The organism is Pusillimonas sp. SM2304 (assembly GCF_031628915.1).
Lineage (GTDB): Bacteria > Pseudomonadota > Gammaproteobacteria > Burkholderiales > Burkholderiaceae_B > Pusillimonas_C.
The window spans coordinates 275,892-290,537 of the sequence record NZ_JAVLUJ010000003.1; the positions used below are offsets into that span (position 1 = coordinate 275,892).

Genomic DNA, 14,646 nt, shown 5'->3' on the forward strand with positions numbered 1-14,646 from the left:
CCGCCCACGGATCCGCCGCACACGCTTCACGGCAGGGAATCGATGTATTCCTTGGCGTACTTCACACCCTCTTTGATCGCCTCGTCTTCCGACTTGGAGGGATCATACGCGCTACGGTTGATGGCATCGCCATCGATCTTCAGGCCGAAGCCATGTCCGCCGCCAACGATGTTCGTGGACATGACTTCAACCATTCGACCTTTATATTCAAACGTACTTTTGGCCATGGACGCCCTCAAAGGAAACAGGTAAAGCTGCGGCTTAGCGCCTTAGCCGGCCCCACAGGTAAGCGACCACGGCAACCGTGGCCACTGCCGCCAAAGGGTTGGCGCGTATCATCGCCTTTCCGCATATCAGCGCCCCTTCCAGCGCATCGCGCCCGCCATCGACGGCATCTTCAGCGGCGACCTGGGCGCGGCGCGTGGCATGGGACGCTTTGCCCGCCATGGTTGCGATGGCCTTGTCCGTCTTGTTCGCGCCTTCTTCGATGGCATCTTTGACCTTATCCGTAGGGGTAGCCATAAAAAATCTCCTGGATAGTGGCATCTTGTGCCGGAGTTTCAGTATCGGCCATCCCTCGCAAAAAATCCGATGCGATTGCGACAGCTTATTTCAGGATGTCAGCGCTGGGCAGTTGAACAAGGGCCGACAGAGACGTCGGCCTTTTCAGGGTGGCGTTACCTATTACCGACCGAAGGATGATACCGCCCGAATAGACGGGGGCATACGGGCCCGCATGGGCAGGAAAGATGGCAAGACTGGTATAAAAGCGGTTTAGCCTCGAATAGCCATGACTCGTATAAACTGCGTTCCCGTCCAGGAACTGAGCGGCCCGCATCTGGTCGCCGAATACCGGGAACTACCCCGGGTTTTTGCGCTGGCCCAGAAGGCCGCCGCAAAAGGAAACCTGTCGCAACCAAGCTGCTACACACTGGGCAAAGGCCATCTGCTTTTCTTCTACACGCGTCTTTCCTACTTAGCGCATAGGCATACCGCTTTAGTAGAGGAAATGAAGCGCCGCGGCTACAAACCGACGTTCAGCGGTGTTCAACGCAGCGACTTCCCATCCATTCCCGACCATTACTGGAAAGACTGGACCCCGACTGAAGAAGCGCTAGGCCTGAACCGTCAACGCATCCTGGACCGAAGCAACAAGTAATCAAACTGATTGTCGGTCTGGAATGACCGAATCAGATCGGTCGATAGGTTGCGAATGTCGTCGCCTCCCCGACCCGCCCCGACGGGTTTTCTTGTGCCTGCTCAAGCAGGCACAGCATGAGCAGGCTCAACCTCTATGTTGCGCCCCGAGTGTTCGGCTTGCCATAACTCATAGCCAATCTGGCCGCGCAACCACGTTTCCGCACTAGGCCCCCGCCCATCAGGTTTGCGCAGCCACGCTTCCAGCCGGCGTGCTAGATCCACTGAAATAGCGGCACGTCCATGCAGCACCCGCGATAGGGCTACCCGACTAACACCCAGTTGTCGAGCAGCCTCCGCTACGGATAAGCCCAGCGCTGGAAGAACGTCTTCACGCAGGGTTTCGCCAGGATGCGGGGGATTGTGCATACGCATAATGTTCTCCTAGTGATAGTCCTGATAATCAACGAGGACCGCATCCTGACCCTCAAACATGAATGTCAGACGCCAGTTTCCGTTGACCCATACAGACCAGTGGCCCTTTAGATCCTGCCCCTTCAGTGGATGCAAATTCCAACCTGGCATATCCATGTCTTCAGGGCCTGATGAGTCATTAAGTTGACGCAATTGGCGCGCCAGCTTTGAGGCGTGCACCGCCTGAATGCCAGCCTTAGAGCCTGTCTCAAAGAAGCGCTGCAAGCCGCGGTGCCTGAAGGTTTTGATCATGCCATATTGTATCGCATGGCTATACGTATCGCAACGCGATCATACGAGGCTGCTATGCCTATTCTGAGTTTGATGAATGCTGGTCCCCCCGTTTATGGGGAAGAGTCAATTGCCACACCACAAGACACTAAAAAGGGCCAGATTCTCATCTGGCCCCGTCTAGTGCTGCATAGTGCAGCGTCGTGTGTCTTGGTGGAGTCGGGGGGAATTGAACCCCCGTCCGCAAGCCCTCTGCAGGCAGTTCTACATGCTTATTCGGTTCACTTTAAGTTTTAACCGCGGAGCGTGCCAACCGACAGGCCCTTCCTTGGCGATTCACATTAATTTAAGACCAGGCTGAGTGACCCAGCAAGGCCCGATTCTTTGTAAATGACGCTGCTGTAGGTTTTACCCTACCTAACCCAAAGACAAATTAGTGCAGCGGCTTACCGCATTAAGCGGCTAAAGCGAAACGCTCGTCGTTGGCGTTTGTATTGTTTCCAGTGGATTTACGAGCTTACTGGTGCTCGGCATGCCCTGCGCTGTTTCGCGACCCACGTCGAAGCCGGATCGACCCCAGGAAGTCTATTGTAAGCGATCTGGGGTTTTTAAACCAATTTCTGAAGTGGTAGAATGCCTTCCGGCTTGTTTTTTAGCCATTTTGTCATAATAATCAGACACATCACGGCCAGAACAAGGTTCGGCACAAGAAGTGCGGCGCATACCAAGCGCGGGGCGGCGGAGCGAATCGTTTTTATATACAAGCCGGCAAGGCTTAGCTTTGGAGCCCCTGATGCCTCGTGCAGCCATCACAAAAAATCCGCTACTGCAGTTTGTCAGCAATGGCAGCCTGGTCGTCCAGATACTCATAGGCCTGGTCGCCGGCATCGTCTTGGCACTCATCTCGCCGTCGGCCGCCAACGCGGTCGCGATTCTCGGCGACCTCTTCATCAGCGCACTGAAATCGGTTGCCCCCATTCTGGTTCTTGTCCTGGTTGCCGCCTCTATTGCCAACCACAAGCACGGCCAGCAGACGAATATGGGATCGATTCTGCTTCTATATCTGCTGGGAACCTTTGCCGCCGCGCTGGTCGCAGTGGTGGCCAGCTTCATGTTCCCCTTGACCATTCAGCTGAAAACCGACGCGCAAGCACTGAGCGCGCCGGGCAGCATTATCGAGGTTTTATCCAACCTGCTGATGAGCGTGGTCGACAACCCCATCAACGCCCTGGCCAACGCCAACTACATCGGCATCCTGGCCTGGGCCATCGCCATGGGCATTGCCATGCGGCATGCGCACGGCGCTACCAAGAATGTGATGGCCGACCTGTCGCTGGCCTTGTCTTTCATCGTGAAGGTAGTCATCCGCTTCGCGCCCATCGGCATCTTCGGCCTGATCGCGTCCACCATTGCCGAGGCGGGCCTTGACGCGCTGCTGGGCTATGCACGCTTGTTGGCCGTGCTGATCGGCTGCATGCTGTTCGTTGCGCTGGTGGTAAACCCGCTGATCGTCTTTGCCAGGATCCGCAGCAACCCGTATCCCCTGGTCTTCACCTGCCTGCGCGAGAGCGGCATCACCGCCTTTTTCACGCGCAGTTCGGCCGCCAACATTCCCGTCAACCTGGAATTGTGCAAGCGCCTGGGCCTGCCCGCCGACACCTACACGGTCTCCATCCCCTTGGGCGCCACGATCAATATGGCAGGCGCCGCCGTAACGATTACCGTGCTGACTTTGGCCGCCGTCAATACACTGGGCATACAGGTCGACCTGTCCACGGCCCTGCTGCTGAGCATCCTCGCTGCGATTTGCGCCTGCGGCGCGTCCGGCGTCGCCGGAGGGTCCCTATTGCTGATCCCGCTGGCATGCAGCCTGTTCGGCATCTCGAACGATGTGGCCATGCAGGTGGTCGGCGTCGGCTTCATTATTGGCGTGCTGCAAGACTCGACCGAAACAGCGCTGAACTCGTCTACCGATGTCTTGTTCACCGCAGCCGGGACGTATTCGCAGATCGACCAGGACGCAGCCGCCAAGGCGGCCGCGCTCAAGGCCTGAACAACGCGTCCACGGGCGCGCGCGTAAACAAAAACGCAGACAAAAAGAAGGGCAGCCCGCTCTAAGCGGCCTGCCCTTCTGTGTTGATAGCCGCCGGCATGACCGGCGGCCTCATCCATTGGACGAGGATCAGTGTCCCGAATTAGGGTCGATGGCTTCGGTGGAATGGAAAATGCTGTGATCTTCCTCGCCGGTCACCGACAGGATGCCGGACAGGCCTTTTTCAACCCGCGACAAGGCATGGTCCACCAGGATGTAATTGCCCGGAACATCTACCTTGAATTCAACCATGGTCGCGCCGCCGGGCGGAACCAGCGTCGTTTGCACATCGGTCAGCGGAGGACTGGTCAATGAAGCCTGGTCGTAGACCTTGTCGAACACTTCGCCGATGACGTGGAAGCTGGAGGTCAGGTTGGGACCGCCCACGCCGAAGAAAATACGCAGCGTCTCGCCTACATTGGCCTGAAGCTTGTATTGCTCGGACAACGCGCCCATGGAGCCGTTGAACATCAGGTGCTCGGGGTTTTCATCCAGCAGTTTTTCCAGCGAGAACTCCTGGTGCCCCAGCGCGCCATGCTTCTGCGCAGTGTACAGCTCGCCCTGCATGACATAGAACTCGCGGTCGACCTCTGGCAGGCCGCCTTCCGGTTCGACCAATATCATGCCATACATGCCGTTGGTGATGTGCTGGGCGACCATGGGCGTTGCGCAGTGATACACGAACAGCCCCGGATGCATGGCCTTGAAGGTAAAGCTCTTGGTCTGGCCGGGCGCCGCCTGGGTCACGGCCGCGCCGCCGCCGGGGCCGGTCACCGCGTGGAAGTCCACCGAGTGGATGTGCGAGGCCTCTTTGGCATTGGACAGATTGACGGTAACGGTATCCCCCACACGCACACGAACGAACGGGCCGGGTACTTTGTTGTTGAACGTCCAATACTTGTACGTACTGCCGCTGGCAAGCTTGCCCACGACCTCGGTGGTTTCAAGGTCGACGGTAATGTGCTCGGGCCCGCGCTGGCCTACCGGCACCCCAACCGCGGTCGGGTCCTGGGCGATATCCAGCGCATCGCTGTCCGCCTGCTCCTGCGGCTCGCCAACGATGAGCTTGCCAAACATGCCGGCCGCCTTGTGCCCGGGCAGCGTGCACAGGTATTCAAAGGTACCGTTCTTGTTGGCGCGGAACACAATGGCCGTGGCCGAGCCTTTGCCTGTGATGTTATCGGACTTGGCGCCGAATTCGGGTACGGCGATATCGTGAATGGCGCCATCGCCATTGATGACGTTGATCTGCACCACGGCGTTTTCGGGCACCTGCAGATCGGGGTTCACTTTACCTGTGATCGCGCCGGCATCCCCCACAAACACCAGCTTGCCGTCGGCAATGCTGGTTCGTAGCGTGAAGGTGATGTCGGGCGTATACGTGACCGTGCCATGTGGCGCCTGGCCATCATGTGCAGCAAAAGACGGGGCTATAAACCCCAGTGATGCCATGAACGTGCATAGCATAAGTAATATCCGCATTGTTTTCCCCTTAGTTCCAGTGTGCGAACGCAAGCCTAATTTTGCCATTTTCCCCTACCTCCGGATGCCGTCATTGATCTATATCAAGTAGCCATGCCTAACGGCTGGCCGGGCTTGCATCGGCGGCCTGCCTGTCGGCTGCTGTTTCACGCCCGGCCCGTTTCCTATCCCCCTAAGGCTTGTTCGGCTCGTGGGTGACGTGCTCGCCCAGGAAATCCAGAAAGGAACGCACGGCCGGAATCAATCCACGGCGCGAACCGAACACAGCATGGACAATGCCCGGCTCCAGCGCCCAGTTGGGCAGCACGGACACCAGTTGTCCGGTTTCCATTTCATCGCGGCACATATAGTCGGGCAACAGGCCCAGGCCGACGCCATCCAGTATGGCGAATTTCAGGGTAAGCAGGTCATCGGCCACGAAAACAGGCCTGTGCGTGACGGTATATTGCGCGCCGTTGGGACCTGAAAGCTTCCAGAACGCGCGGCCGTCCGTGACTGACATGGCCACCGAGTCCATCAAGGACAGGTCGCTGGGGTCAGCAGGACAGCCTTGCCGCTGGATCAGGGCGGGGCTTGCCACCAGCAGCGACTGCGTCTGGCCCAGGCGCTTGACCACCAGGCTGCCGCTGTCGTCCACCGACAGCCGTACACGCAAGGCCACATCGACACCCTCTTCGACCAGATCGACCACCCGGTTGCTGACCTGCATCTGAACCTGTACCAGCGGATGTTTAAGCAGGTAATCGGACAAAACCGGCCCCACGACGGACTGCGCCAGCGTCACGGGGCAGACCACCCGAATCACGCCGCGCGGCTCGCTCTGCACCTGCGCCACGGCCGCGGCCGCCGCTTCGGCCTCGTCGCACATGGCATTGCAATGCCGATAGTAAAGCTCCCCCGCAGTCGTCAGCGACAGCTTGCGCGTGGTGCGCTGAAGCAGCCTGACCCCCAGATCGGTCTCGAGCTTGGCCACACGGCGCGACAGGCGGGACTTGGGCAGCCCCAGCGCGCGCCCTGCCGCAGCAAAACTGCCGTGTTTCACGACCTCGGCAAAGTACAGCATATCGTTCAGGTCTTGCATGGGCGCCCCATTAACATCATAAGTAGAACAATCTATCGCATTCAGGCCTACTTATCAAACATTTCGTGCCAATACATAATGCATCCATCGTGTCCTTTTGACTATTTTTGATAAAACACCTGGAGAACTCATGAAACTGCTGCACGTAGACTCAAGCATCAATGGCGCCAACTCCGTTTCGCGCAAGCTCACCAAAGACGTCGTGGCCCAATGGATGGCCGACACGCCCGACACGCAAGTCGAATACCTGGATCTGGCCGTCGAAACGCCCAATCATTTCTCGCGCGATGCCATGGGATTCCGCCTGCCGCCGTCCGACCAGGCCCTGACCGAGGCCCAGCGCAGCGAAAACGCGCTGTCCGAAGCGCTGGTGACGCAATTCCTGAACGCCGACGTCATTGTGGTGGGCGCGCCTTTATACAACTTTTCCATTCCGTCGCAACTCAAGGCCTGGATCGACCGCCTGGCGCAAGCTGGACGCACCTTCAAATACACGGAAGCAGGCGTAGTGGGCCTGGCTGCGGGCAAGACCGTGATTGCCGCCCTGAGCCGCGGCGGCATCTATTCCAACAGCGAAGCGGGCCGCGCCATGGAACACCAGGAAACCTATTTGAAAACGGTGTTCGGCTTCTTCGGCATCACAGACGTCCGCGTCGTGCGCGCCGAAGGCACGGACCTGGGGGCGGACAGCCGCCAGCAAGCGCTGGAGACCGCAGACCGCTGCATCAAGGTCCTGGCCACCAAGGCCTTTGACCCCGAAACCGCCGACGCGGCAGCCTGACCCAGCGCAGGCGCTACAATCGGGCCTATTGTCTGTACGCCCGCCCAATCCCGGGCTGGCGCCAGACGCCTTTTGCGCTCCCCCGATTGTGACCTCCCCCCTTTCCTTCACCGCACTGCCCCTCTTCGCCGCCCAGCTCGACAACCTGAGCACCCTGGGATATCAGGCCATGACGCCGATACAGGCGCAAAGCCTGCCGCTGATTCTGGAGGGGCGCGACCTGATCGCCCAGGCCAAGACCGGCAGCGGCAAAACCGCCGCCTTCGGCCTGGGCATCGTCCATAAGCTCGATCCCTCGGTCTACAGCACCCAGGCGCTGGTGCTGTGCCCCACCCGCGAACTGGCCGAGCAGGTGGCCAACGAGCTGCGCCGGCTCGCCCGCGCCGTTGGCAACGTCAAGATACTGACGCTATGCGGCGGCACGCCCATCCGGCCGCAGGTCGAATCGGTGAAGTTCGGCGCCCACGTTGTGGTGGGTACGCCCGGCCGGCTGATGGATCACATCGAACGCAGCACGGTCGACTTTTCCAGTGTGCACACCCTGGTGCTGGACGAGGCCGATCGCATGCTGGACATGGGTTTTTACAACGACGTCGCCAAAGTCGTCGCGGCCTGCCCCGGCTCGCGGCAAACGCTGCTGTTTTCAGCGACCTATGCCGACGACATCCGCAAGGCCAGTGCGCGGTTTCTGAAAAAGCCCGCCGAGATCAAGGTCGACGCGGTGCACGATGCGGGCCAGATCGAACAGCGCTTCTACGAGATCGACGCCGACCGGCGCCACGCCGCGGTAGCGCAGTTGCTCGAGCACTTCAGGCCGGAGTCGACACTGGCATTTTGCAACACGAAAGCGCAATGCCGCGACCTGGCCCAGTATCTGGAATCGCGCGGGTTCAGCGCACTGGCGCTGCATGGCGACCTGGAGCAGCGCGACCGTGAAGATGTGCTGATCCAATTCGCCAACCGAAGCTGCTCGGTGCTGGTCGCCACCGATGTGGCCGCCCGCGGCCTGGATATCGACGCGCTGGACGCCGTCATCAATGTCGAGATCACGCCCGATCCCGAAGTGCATGTCCACCGCATAGGGCGCACGGGGCGCGGCCAGGACAAAGGCCTGGCGCTGAGCCTGTGCGCGCCCTACGAAATGCGCTGGGCCAACCAGATCGAACAATACCAGGGCCAGGCCATTGTCTGGGCGAATCCAAAGTCGCTGAAGCCGGCGCCCGGCGGCCGGCTGCGCGCGCCCATGGTGACCCTGTGCATACAAGGCGGCAAGAAAGACAAACTACGCCCCGGCGATCTGCTGGGCGCCCTGACGAAAGACGCCGGTTTCGCGGCGGCGCAGGTAGGCAAAATCAATATTCTGGAATTCGTCAGCTTTGTGGCGCTGGAGCGCGGCATGGCCAAGGACGCCTACGCCAAACTGAGCGCCGGCAACATCAAGGGCCGGCGCTTCAAGATGCGCTTCATGGCCGAAGTGTGAACTACAGCCGCTCTTTGAGCCAATGCCCCAGCTTGGACGCCTTGGTGCTCAGGTAGTTCTCGTTGAACGGATTGCGGTTGACCTGCAGGGGAATGCGTTCGGACACCTGGACGCCGATCTTTTCCATGGCGCGGACCTTGCGCGGATTGTTCGTCATGAGCCTGAGCACCGATATGCCGAATTTGGCGAGCATGGGCTTGCATAAGTCGTAGCGGCGCATATCCGCCGGAAAACCCAGTTGCTCGTTGGCTTCGACCGTATCGGCGCCGGCATCCTGCAGTTGATAAGCACGTATTTTATTGACCAGGCCGATGCCCCGGCCTTCCTGGCGCAAATACAGCAAGGCGCCACGGCCTTCGTGGGCAATGGCCTGCAGGGCGGTTTCAAGCTGGGCGCCGCAATCGCAGCGCTGGCTGAACAGCGCATCGCCCGTCAGGCATTCGGAATGCACGCGGGCCAGAACGGGCTCGCCATCCGTGACATCGCCCAACGTAAGCATCAGATGCTCTTTGCTGGTGGCTGGGTCGACAAAAATATGAATGGCGAACTCCGCCCATGGCGTGGGCAGCTTGCTGGACGCGATGTAGTCCAGCCGATAGTTGACGGGGCTGGCATGTTCGGCGCCTGGGCCACTTTTTTCCGGCACAACCGATTCAGCGCCATGTGTAGGCCGCATAAAAAAACCTCGAAATACAAAATTGGCGAAGGCCACCCAATACCGGAGCCTTCGTTCGCAGCAGCGCTGCACGTCGCATGCGCTACTATACTTCTGTATAGCCTTGGGCAGTAGCCACCCCTGCCGGTTTTTACTGTTCCATCCATGCTGACAGTGCTCCAGGCATGCGGAAAAGGCGGCAGACACCATAGAAAAGGGCAGCCGCGAAGGCGGCTGCCCCTGGCTTCAGGAAGAAGCGCTTATACCTTGACGCCCAGGTACTTCTGGATCACGGTATTGTCTTCCTGCAGTTGGGCCGGCGTACCCTCGAAAACCATGTGCCCATTGTTGATCAGATAGCAGCGATCGGCCAGCGATAAGGCCGCCCTGACATTCTGTTCGACGATGACAATGGTATTGCCGCTTTCGGCGAGTTTGCGGCACACCTCGATCAGATCGCGCACGATCAAGGGCGCCAGCCCTTCGAAAGGTTCGTCCAGCATGATGATATTGGCATTGCGTATCATCGCCCGGGCAATGGCCAGCATCTGCTGCTCGCCCCCCGATAGCTGCTTGCCGCGATTGCGCCGGCGCTCGGCCAAACGCGGGAACGTCTGGTAGATTTCATCCAGCGAACGCGCCTGCTCCGCAGACATCGCCGCCAGCTGCAGGTTTTCCTGCACAGTGATAGACCCGAAAACGCGCCGCTCTTCGGGAACGAGTTGAATGCCACGCCTGGCCAGTTGATACGGAGGAAGATGCTGAACCTCGGTTCCGTTGTGGCGGATGATGCCGCTTTTGGGCTGCACCATCCCCATCAGGGACTTGAGCGTGGTGCTCTTGCCGGCGCCATTGCGGCCCAGCAAAGCCACCACTTCGTTCTCTTCCACGCGCATCGACACGTCGAACAGGATATGGGAATCCCCATAGTAGCTATTGATTTTGTCGACCTCAAGCAGACTCATGCTCGTCCATCCCTCCGAGGTATGCTGCCTGGACTGCCGGACTCATCCGGATTTCATCCGGAGTGCCTTCCGCCAGCTTGCGGCCTTCATAAAGTACGGTAATACGTTCAGCCAGCTCGAACATGGCATCCATGTCGTGTTCGACAATCACCATGCTGCGGCCTTTCCGTATCGATTTAAGCAACGCCACCACATGCACGCGCTCTTCGGGCCCCAGACCTGCAAGCGGCTCGTCGAACAGCAGGACATTGGCGCCGGTGGCCAATGCCAGGCCGATTTCCAGGCGGCGCTTCTCGCCGTAGGAAAGCTCGGACACCAGCGTATCGGCCTGATGCTTCAGCCCCACCAGTTCGATGGCCGCATTGACTTGCTCGTCCAGGCCTTCCGAACGGTGCAGGCTGCGCAGCATGTCGGTGCGGAACTTGCCGCGATTGCGCGCCAGCACGGGAATCGTGGCGTTCTGCCTGACCGTCAGCGCTTCGAACAGCTGATTGATCTGGTAGCTCTTGCTCATGCCCAGCTGGCAAACCGCCGTCACGCCGATACCGGTGATCTCCTGTCCGCGGAAGAACACCTGGCCTTTGGTCGTTTCCAGCTCGCCGGCCAGCATGGCGAAAAAGGTGGACTTGCCGGCGCCGTTAGGCCCGATGACTCCGCGCATTTCACCTTCGGACACCGCAAAATCGACATCGCTCACCGCGGTCAGCCCGCCATATTGCTTGGTGATCCCGCGCGCTTCCAGCACCGGGGCGCCCGGCCGGTTTCCGATCGGCGGCACAATGTTCAACTGCGCCGAGGCTTCGGTATCGGCCTCTTCGTCCACTTCCCTGGTCGTCTTGCGCCGGCGCTTGAAGTAGTCCAGCACGCCGCCTGCGACGCCATGACGGAATACCGTCACCAGCACGACAAACACGATACCCAGTATCAGCTTCCAATAGGCGCCGATATTGGCGACCTGCTGCAGCCCTTCATACAGGTATAGCCAGATCGTGGCGCCCAGCAGCGGCCCCAGCAAGGTTCCCGCGCCGCCCATGACGGTCTGGATGACCAGTTGAGCCGAGGTATCGAGGGCAAAGGCGTCGGGGGGCATGTAGGACTGGAAGACGCCCAGCAAGCCGCCCGCCAGCCCGCCATAGGCTGCGGCAATCACGAACACCGTGAGCTTGTAGCCCTGTATGGCATGGCCCAGCGCCATGGCCCGCTTGGGATTGCCCCGTATCGCCTTCAACACCGCCCCAAAGGGAGACCGGACAATACGGCGCGCCACCAGATAGCCAAGGAAGAAGAAGATCGCCACGAACCAGTACATGGGCCAGCCGCTGGAAATCCTGATCGTTGTAAAGCCCAGGGCGATTTCGGGCGGCGGCACGCCGGCGATCCCGTTTTCGCCGCCGGTGTATGCCTTGAACAGCGAATTCTCCAGAAAGTAGAACATCTCGCCGAAAGCCAGGGTGCTCATTGCAAAATAGATGCCGGTGCGGCGCAAGGTCAGGTAACCGATGGCCAGGCCCGCAAGGGCTGCGATGATCACCCCGATGAGCAAGGCGAAAAGCATATGCGGCACAATGCCCGAGGTCAGCAGATAGGCCGCGACGAAGCCGCCCGTTCCGTAGAACGCGGACTGGCCGAACGACAACAGGCCGGTGTACCCGAACAGCAGGTCGAAGCCCAGTCCGAACAGGCCCCAGATCAATATGCGCGTCAGCAGGTCGGCGCTCATGCCCAGGTGCGGCAATATAAAGGGCGCGGCAAGCAGGCAGATGCCCACGGCCATCTCGGGAATCTGGCGGCGCACAAGTGTGCTTGTTTGAAGTTGCGTGCTCATTCGCGACCCTCCTGTCCCATCAAGCCTTGCGGCCTGAAAATAAGAACCAGAGCCATCACGACAAACAGCATGACATGCGAGTATGCAGGATTGAACATAGAGGTAAGACTAAGAATTTCGCCCGCAATGATGCCGCCGACGATGGCGCCCGGAAAGGACCCCACACCGCCGATCACCACCACCACGAACGAGTCGACCAGTATTCGGTGCCCCATGTCGGGCGACAAGGTGACAATGGGAGAATCGATGACACCCGCGTACCCCGCCGCCATGGCCCCAATACCGAAAACCAGCAGGAAAGTACGCTTGACGTTGATGCCCAGCGCATTGACCATCTGCGCGTCTTCAATGCCCGCGCGTACGATCAGCCCCAGGCTGGTCCGGTACAGAATGTAGTAAAGCACCGCCAGCGTCGCGGCGGCGATCCCCAAGGCCTGCAGGCGATAGAGCGGATAGATCAGCGAGCCGATGCGCGCAATGCCCTGCCCCCACTCCGGCGTGGGCACCGACAGGCTGATGCCGCCATAGATGGAACGGACAATCTCGACCAGAATAATGCCGATACCGAAAGTGACCAGAATCTGGTCCTCGGGCGGGCGGCCGTAATACATGCGCATCAGGCCGCGCTCGACAACCAGCCCCACCACCAGCGCCACCAGTGAGCCGGCGATAATGGCAATGACAAAGGAATCCGTCATGCCGTACGCTGTGAAGCCCGCATAGGACCCCACCACAAACAGAGCCCCATGCGCGAAATTAACAACACCAAGCGTGCCGTAGATAATCGTCAAACCGGTACTGATCAGCGCCAGCAGCAACCCTGTTGCCAGTCCATTGAATAGCTGGGATAAGAACAACGACATGCTTGGCATTCAATCTCCTCCTTTACATGTAGTGCACGTGGGCGGGTCCGAACAGGCGGCCCGCGCGTATTGCGCGGCGCCTTTTCAGCCCCCCTTTACGCAGTCGTTGGCCGATCAGACATAAGGGCCCAGCTTGCAGCCCAGCACGCCCAGTTCAGGCAGCGCGTCCTTGCCGTTGACCACTTCCACGATCTCGAAGTAGTCGTCGGGGTTTTTCATGTCCGCAGGCTTCTTTCCTTTGACGATGGGGAAGTTGATGATGCCCTGATGGTCTTCGGCACGGAAGCTGACCTCGCCCACTGGCCCCTGCCGGACTTCGCCGGCCTCATAGGCCTTGATCACATCGGGCGGATAGAAGGAACCCGCCCGCTCGACGGCGTCGGCCCACATGGCCGTGGTCAGATAAGCGATATAGGCCGAATCGCGCGGCTTGGCCTTGTACTTTTTCTCGAACGCCGTGACAAAGTCCTTGGCAATGGGATATTCGTCCTGCAAGGTCCACCAGAAACCGGTCGCGCCATACACACCGCCCATGATCTCGGGGCCGATTTCCTTTTCAAGAAAAGCCGACATATAGGGCACCACGATGTTCATTTTCTCGAGCAGACCGAACTGCTTGGCTTGCTTGATAGAGTTGGCCGCATCGGCGCCATAGGCGATCACCACCAGCGTATCCGCATCGCTATTGGCAATATTGATCAAGAAGGAGCTGTAGTCTTTTGCGCCCAGCGGGTGAACCTGCTCGCCCACCGTCTTCCAGCCTTCCTTCTCGGTGAATTCGACCATGGAGTCGTAGGTGGTATGGCCATAGGTGTAGTCGGGCACCAAATAAATGGCCTTGCGATCTTTGCCCAGCGACTTGGCCAGCACAGGCGCGATGGCCTTGCAGGCGGTATAGGCAAAATAGCAGAGTCGAAAACCGTAGCGCTGGCAATCGACACCGGTGGTTTCGTTCGAACCGCTGATGGCGGGCAGATAGATCGTCCGCTCGCGATCGCACACTTTTTGCAAGGCAATGGCCACCGCGCTGCTGGTGCTGCCCGAAATCATCATGGCTTTATTGTCATGAATGAAGCGGCTGGCCGCCTGTACGGCCGTATTGGGCTTGGTTTCGGCATCCGCCACGCCAAACTTCACGGTTTTTCCCAACACCCCTTTCTTGGTCAACGGCGAAATCTTCTTGATCTCTTCCGCGCCCGCATTCAACTGCTCGACCGCCAGTTCGTATCCCTTTTGCTGGTCGGCGCCCTGGGCCGAATAAGGGCCCGTGATGTCCAAGGTCAGCCCAATGAAGACCGAATCGCCCTCGGTGCCAGCCGGAAAGTTTCCAATGGGCTTCTTGTCGTCGGCCGCCAGCGCCATTTTGGGTGCGCCAGCCAGCAACGCGCTGCCTGCGGCACCCATTTTCAGCATCGACCGGCGATCGACGCCGCCCGCTTTGCCCGATTTATTGTCTTCCATCCGTAATCTCCTTTTAGTAAGTCAAATAGCTTGAAGTGCTACACATCGGTCTATGCCGATTTGGGCCCTGAAAAAACACGGGCGATACGCCTGTTTCCCCGACTACCTATCGCAGCACG

Annotated in this window: 15 protein-coding genes and 1 other RNA gene; 4 read left to right on the forward strand and 12 right to left on the reverse strand. The window is 59.5% G+C overall.

The features are described from left to right. Positions 1-26: 26 nt before the first annotated feature. Together RE432_RS16165 and RE432_RS16170 are read right to left on the reverse strand one after the other, a co-directional pair. Positions 27-182 carry a hypothetical protein gene (locus tag RE432_RS16165; RefSeq protein WP_310934547.1) on the reverse strand — a complete coding sequence of 52 codons (156 nt, stop codon included), beginning with the start codon at positions 180-182 and terminating at the stop codon, positions 27-29. A gap of 79 nt (positions 183-261) precedes the next feature. Then, entirely contained in the window at positions 262-522 is a 261-nt protein-coding gene (locus tag RE432_RS16170; RefSeq protein ID WP_310934548.1) for a hypothetical protein, read from the reverse strand. A 268-nt stretch (positions 523-790) separates the two neighbouring features. On the opposite strand from RE432_RS16170, the gene RE432_RS16175 reads away from it, so the two are divergent. After that, positions 791-1,159, forward strand: a complete 369-nt coding sequence (locus RE432_RS16175; protein WP_310934549.1) for a pyrimidine dimer DNA glycosylase/endonuclease V — start codon at positions 791-793, stop codon at positions 1,157-1,159. Positions 1,160-1,260: 101 nt separating this feature from the next. Here the strand turns inward: RE432_RS16175 and RE432_RS16180 are convergent, their stop codons facing one another. The 3 genes from RE432_RS16180 to ssrA form a co-directional block, all read right to left on the reverse strand. Next, positions 1,261-1,575: a HigA family addiction module antitoxin gene (locus RE432_RS16180; RefSeq protein ID WP_310935203.1), complete on the reverse strand. Its 315-nt coding sequence runs from the start codon at positions 1,573-1,575 to the stop codon at positions 1,261-1,263. Positions 1,576-1,581: 6 nt separating this feature from the next. After that, positions 1,582-1,863, reverse strand: a complete 282-nt coding sequence (locus tag RE432_RS16185; RefSeq protein ID WP_310934550.1) for a type II toxin-antitoxin system RelE/ParE family toxin — start codon at positions 1,861-1,863, stop codon at positions 1,582-1,584. A gap of 190 nt (positions 1,864-2,053) precedes the next feature. Next, positions 2,054-2,420: a transfer-messenger RNA gene (gene ssrA, locus RE432_RS16190) on the reverse strand. Between the two features lie 215 nt (positions 2,421-2,635). On the opposite strand from ssrA, the gene sstT reads away from it, so the two are divergent. Then, positions 2,636-3,895, forward strand: coding sequence for a serine/threonine transporter SstT (gene sstT, locus RE432_RS16195; RefSeq protein WP_310934551.1), 1,260 nt, complete (start codon positions 2,636-2,638; stop codon positions 3,893-3,895). Positions 3,896-4,024: 129 nt separating this feature from the next. Here the strand turns inward: sstT and nirK are convergent, their stop codons facing one another. Together nirK and RE432_RS16205 are read right to left on the reverse strand one after the other, a co-directional pair. Further along, entirely contained in the window at positions 4,025-5,401 is a 1,377-nt protein-coding gene (gene nirK / locus RE432_RS16200) for a copper-containing nitrite reductase (RefSeq protein WP_310934552.1), read from the reverse strand. A gap of 187 nt (positions 5,402-5,588) precedes the next feature. Next, positions 5,589-6,497 (reverse strand): LysR substrate-binding domain-containing protein, encoded by a 909-nt coding sequence (locus RE432_RS16205; protein ID WP_310934553.1) that lies wholly within the window; start codon positions 6,495-6,497, stop codon positions 5,589-5,591. A gap of 130 nt (positions 6,498-6,627) precedes the next feature. On the opposite strand from RE432_RS16205, the gene RE432_RS16210 reads away from it, so the two are divergent. Then, positions 6,628-7,278, forward strand: coding sequence for an NAD(P)H-dependent oxidoreductase (locus tag RE432_RS16210; protein WP_310934554.1), 651 nt, complete (start codon positions 6,628-6,630; stop codon positions 7,276-7,278). Positions 7,279-7,363: 85 nt separating this feature from the next. Then, the gene (dbpA, locus tag RE432_RS16215; RefSeq protein ID WP_310935204.1) at positions 7,364-8,758 is read left to right on the forward strand and encodes an ATP-dependent RNA helicase DbpA; all 1,395 of its coding nucleotides are present in this window, start codon (positions 7,364-7,366) and stop codon (positions 8,756-8,758) included. A 1-nt stretch (position 8,759) separates the two neighbouring features. On the opposite strand, the gene ribA is transcribed toward dbpA, so the two are convergent. The 5 genes from ribA to RE432_RS16240 all read right to left on the reverse strand — a co-directional run bounded on the left by ribA (position 8,760) and on the right by RE432_RS16240 (position 14,527). Then, the gene (gene ribA / locus RE432_RS16220) at positions 8,760-9,434 is read right to left on the reverse strand and encodes a GTP cyclohydrolase II (protein WP_310934555.1); all 675 of its coding nucleotides are present in this window, start codon (positions 9,432-9,434) and stop codon (positions 8,760-8,762) included. Positions 9,435-9,673: 239 nt separating this feature from the next. Next, the gene (locus tag RE432_RS16225; RefSeq protein ID WP_310934556.1) at positions 9,674-10,378 is read right to left on the reverse strand and encodes an ABC transporter ATP-binding protein; all 705 of its coding nucleotides are present in this window, start codon (positions 10,376-10,378) and stop codon (positions 9,674-9,676) included. Further along, on the reverse strand, positions 10,365-12,203 hold the full coding sequence (locus tag RE432_RS16230) for a branched-chain amino acid ABC transporter ATP-binding protein/permease (RefSeq protein WP_310934557.1): 1,839 nt from the start codon (positions 12,201-12,203) through the stop codon (positions 10,365-10,367). Before RE432_RS16230 ends, RE432_RS16225 begins: the two co-directional genes overlap by 14 nt. After that, entirely contained in the window at positions 12,200-13,066 is an 867-nt protein-coding gene (locus RE432_RS16235; protein ID WP_310934558.1) for a branched-chain amino acid ABC transporter permease, read from the reverse strand. The genes RE432_RS16230 and RE432_RS16235 overlap by 4 nt, the downstream gene beginning before the upstream one ends. A gap of 114 nt (positions 13,067-13,180) precedes the next feature. Continuing rightward, entirely contained in the window at positions 13,181-14,527 is a 1,347-nt protein-coding gene (locus tag RE432_RS16240) for a substrate-binding protein (protein ID WP_310934559.1), read from the reverse strand. Between the last annotated feature and the right edge of the window lie 119 nt (positions 14,528-14,646).

Excerpts from the sequence above, each read along its gene's own strand:
- nirK (WP_310934552.1), bottom strand. The coding sequence starts at position 5,401 with ATGCTATGCACGTTCATGGCATCACTGGGGTTTATAGCCCCGTCTTTT.
- sstT (WP_310934551.1), top strand. The coding sequence starts at position 2,636 with ATGCCTCGTGCAGCCATCACAAAAAATCCGCTACTGCAGTTTGTCAGC.
- RE432_RS16230 (WP_310934557.1), bottom strand. The coding sequence starts at position 12,203 with ATGAGCACGCAACTTCAAACAAGCACACTTGTGCGCCGCCAGATTCCC.
- RE432_RS16240 (WP_310934559.1), bottom strand. The coding sequence starts at position 14,527 with ATGGAAGACAATAAATCGGGCAAAGCGGGCGGCGTCGATCGCCGGTCG.
- RE432_RS16170 (WP_310934548.1), bottom strand. The coding sequence starts at position 522 with ATGGCTACCCCTACGGATAAGGTCAAAGATGCCATCGAAGAAGGCGCG.
- ribA (WP_310934555.1), bottom strand. The coding sequence starts at position 9,434 with ATGCGGCCTACACATGGCGCTGAATCGGTTGTGCCGGAAAAAAGTGGC.
- RE432_RS16175 (WP_310934549.1), top strand. The coding sequence starts at position 791 with ATGACTCGTATAAACTGCGTTCCCGTCCAGGAACTGAGCGGCCCGCAT.
- RE432_RS16165 (WP_310934547.1), bottom strand. The coding sequence starts at position 182 with ATGTCCACGAACATCGTTGGCGGCGGACATGGCTTCGGCCTGAAGATC.
- RE432_RS16235 (WP_310934558.1), bottom strand. The coding sequence starts at position 13,066 with ATGTCGTTGTTCTTATCCCAGCTATTCAATGGACTGGCAACAGGGTTG.
- RE432_RS16225 (WP_310934556.1), bottom strand. The coding sequence starts at position 10,378 with ATGAGTCTGCTTGAGGTCGACAAAATCAATAGCTACTATGGGGATTCC.
- RE432_RS16210 (WP_310934554.1), top strand. The coding sequence starts at position 6,628 with ATGAAACTGCTGCACGTAGACTCAAGCATCAATGGCGCCAACTCCGTT.
- RE432_RS16185 (WP_310934550.1), bottom strand. The coding sequence starts at position 1,863 with ATGATCAAAACCTTCAGGCACCGCGGCTTGCAGCGCTTCTTTGAGACA.
- RE432_RS16205 (WP_310934553.1), bottom strand. The coding sequence starts at position 6,497 with ATGCAAGACCTGAACGATATGCTGTACTTTGCCGAGGTCGTGAAACAC.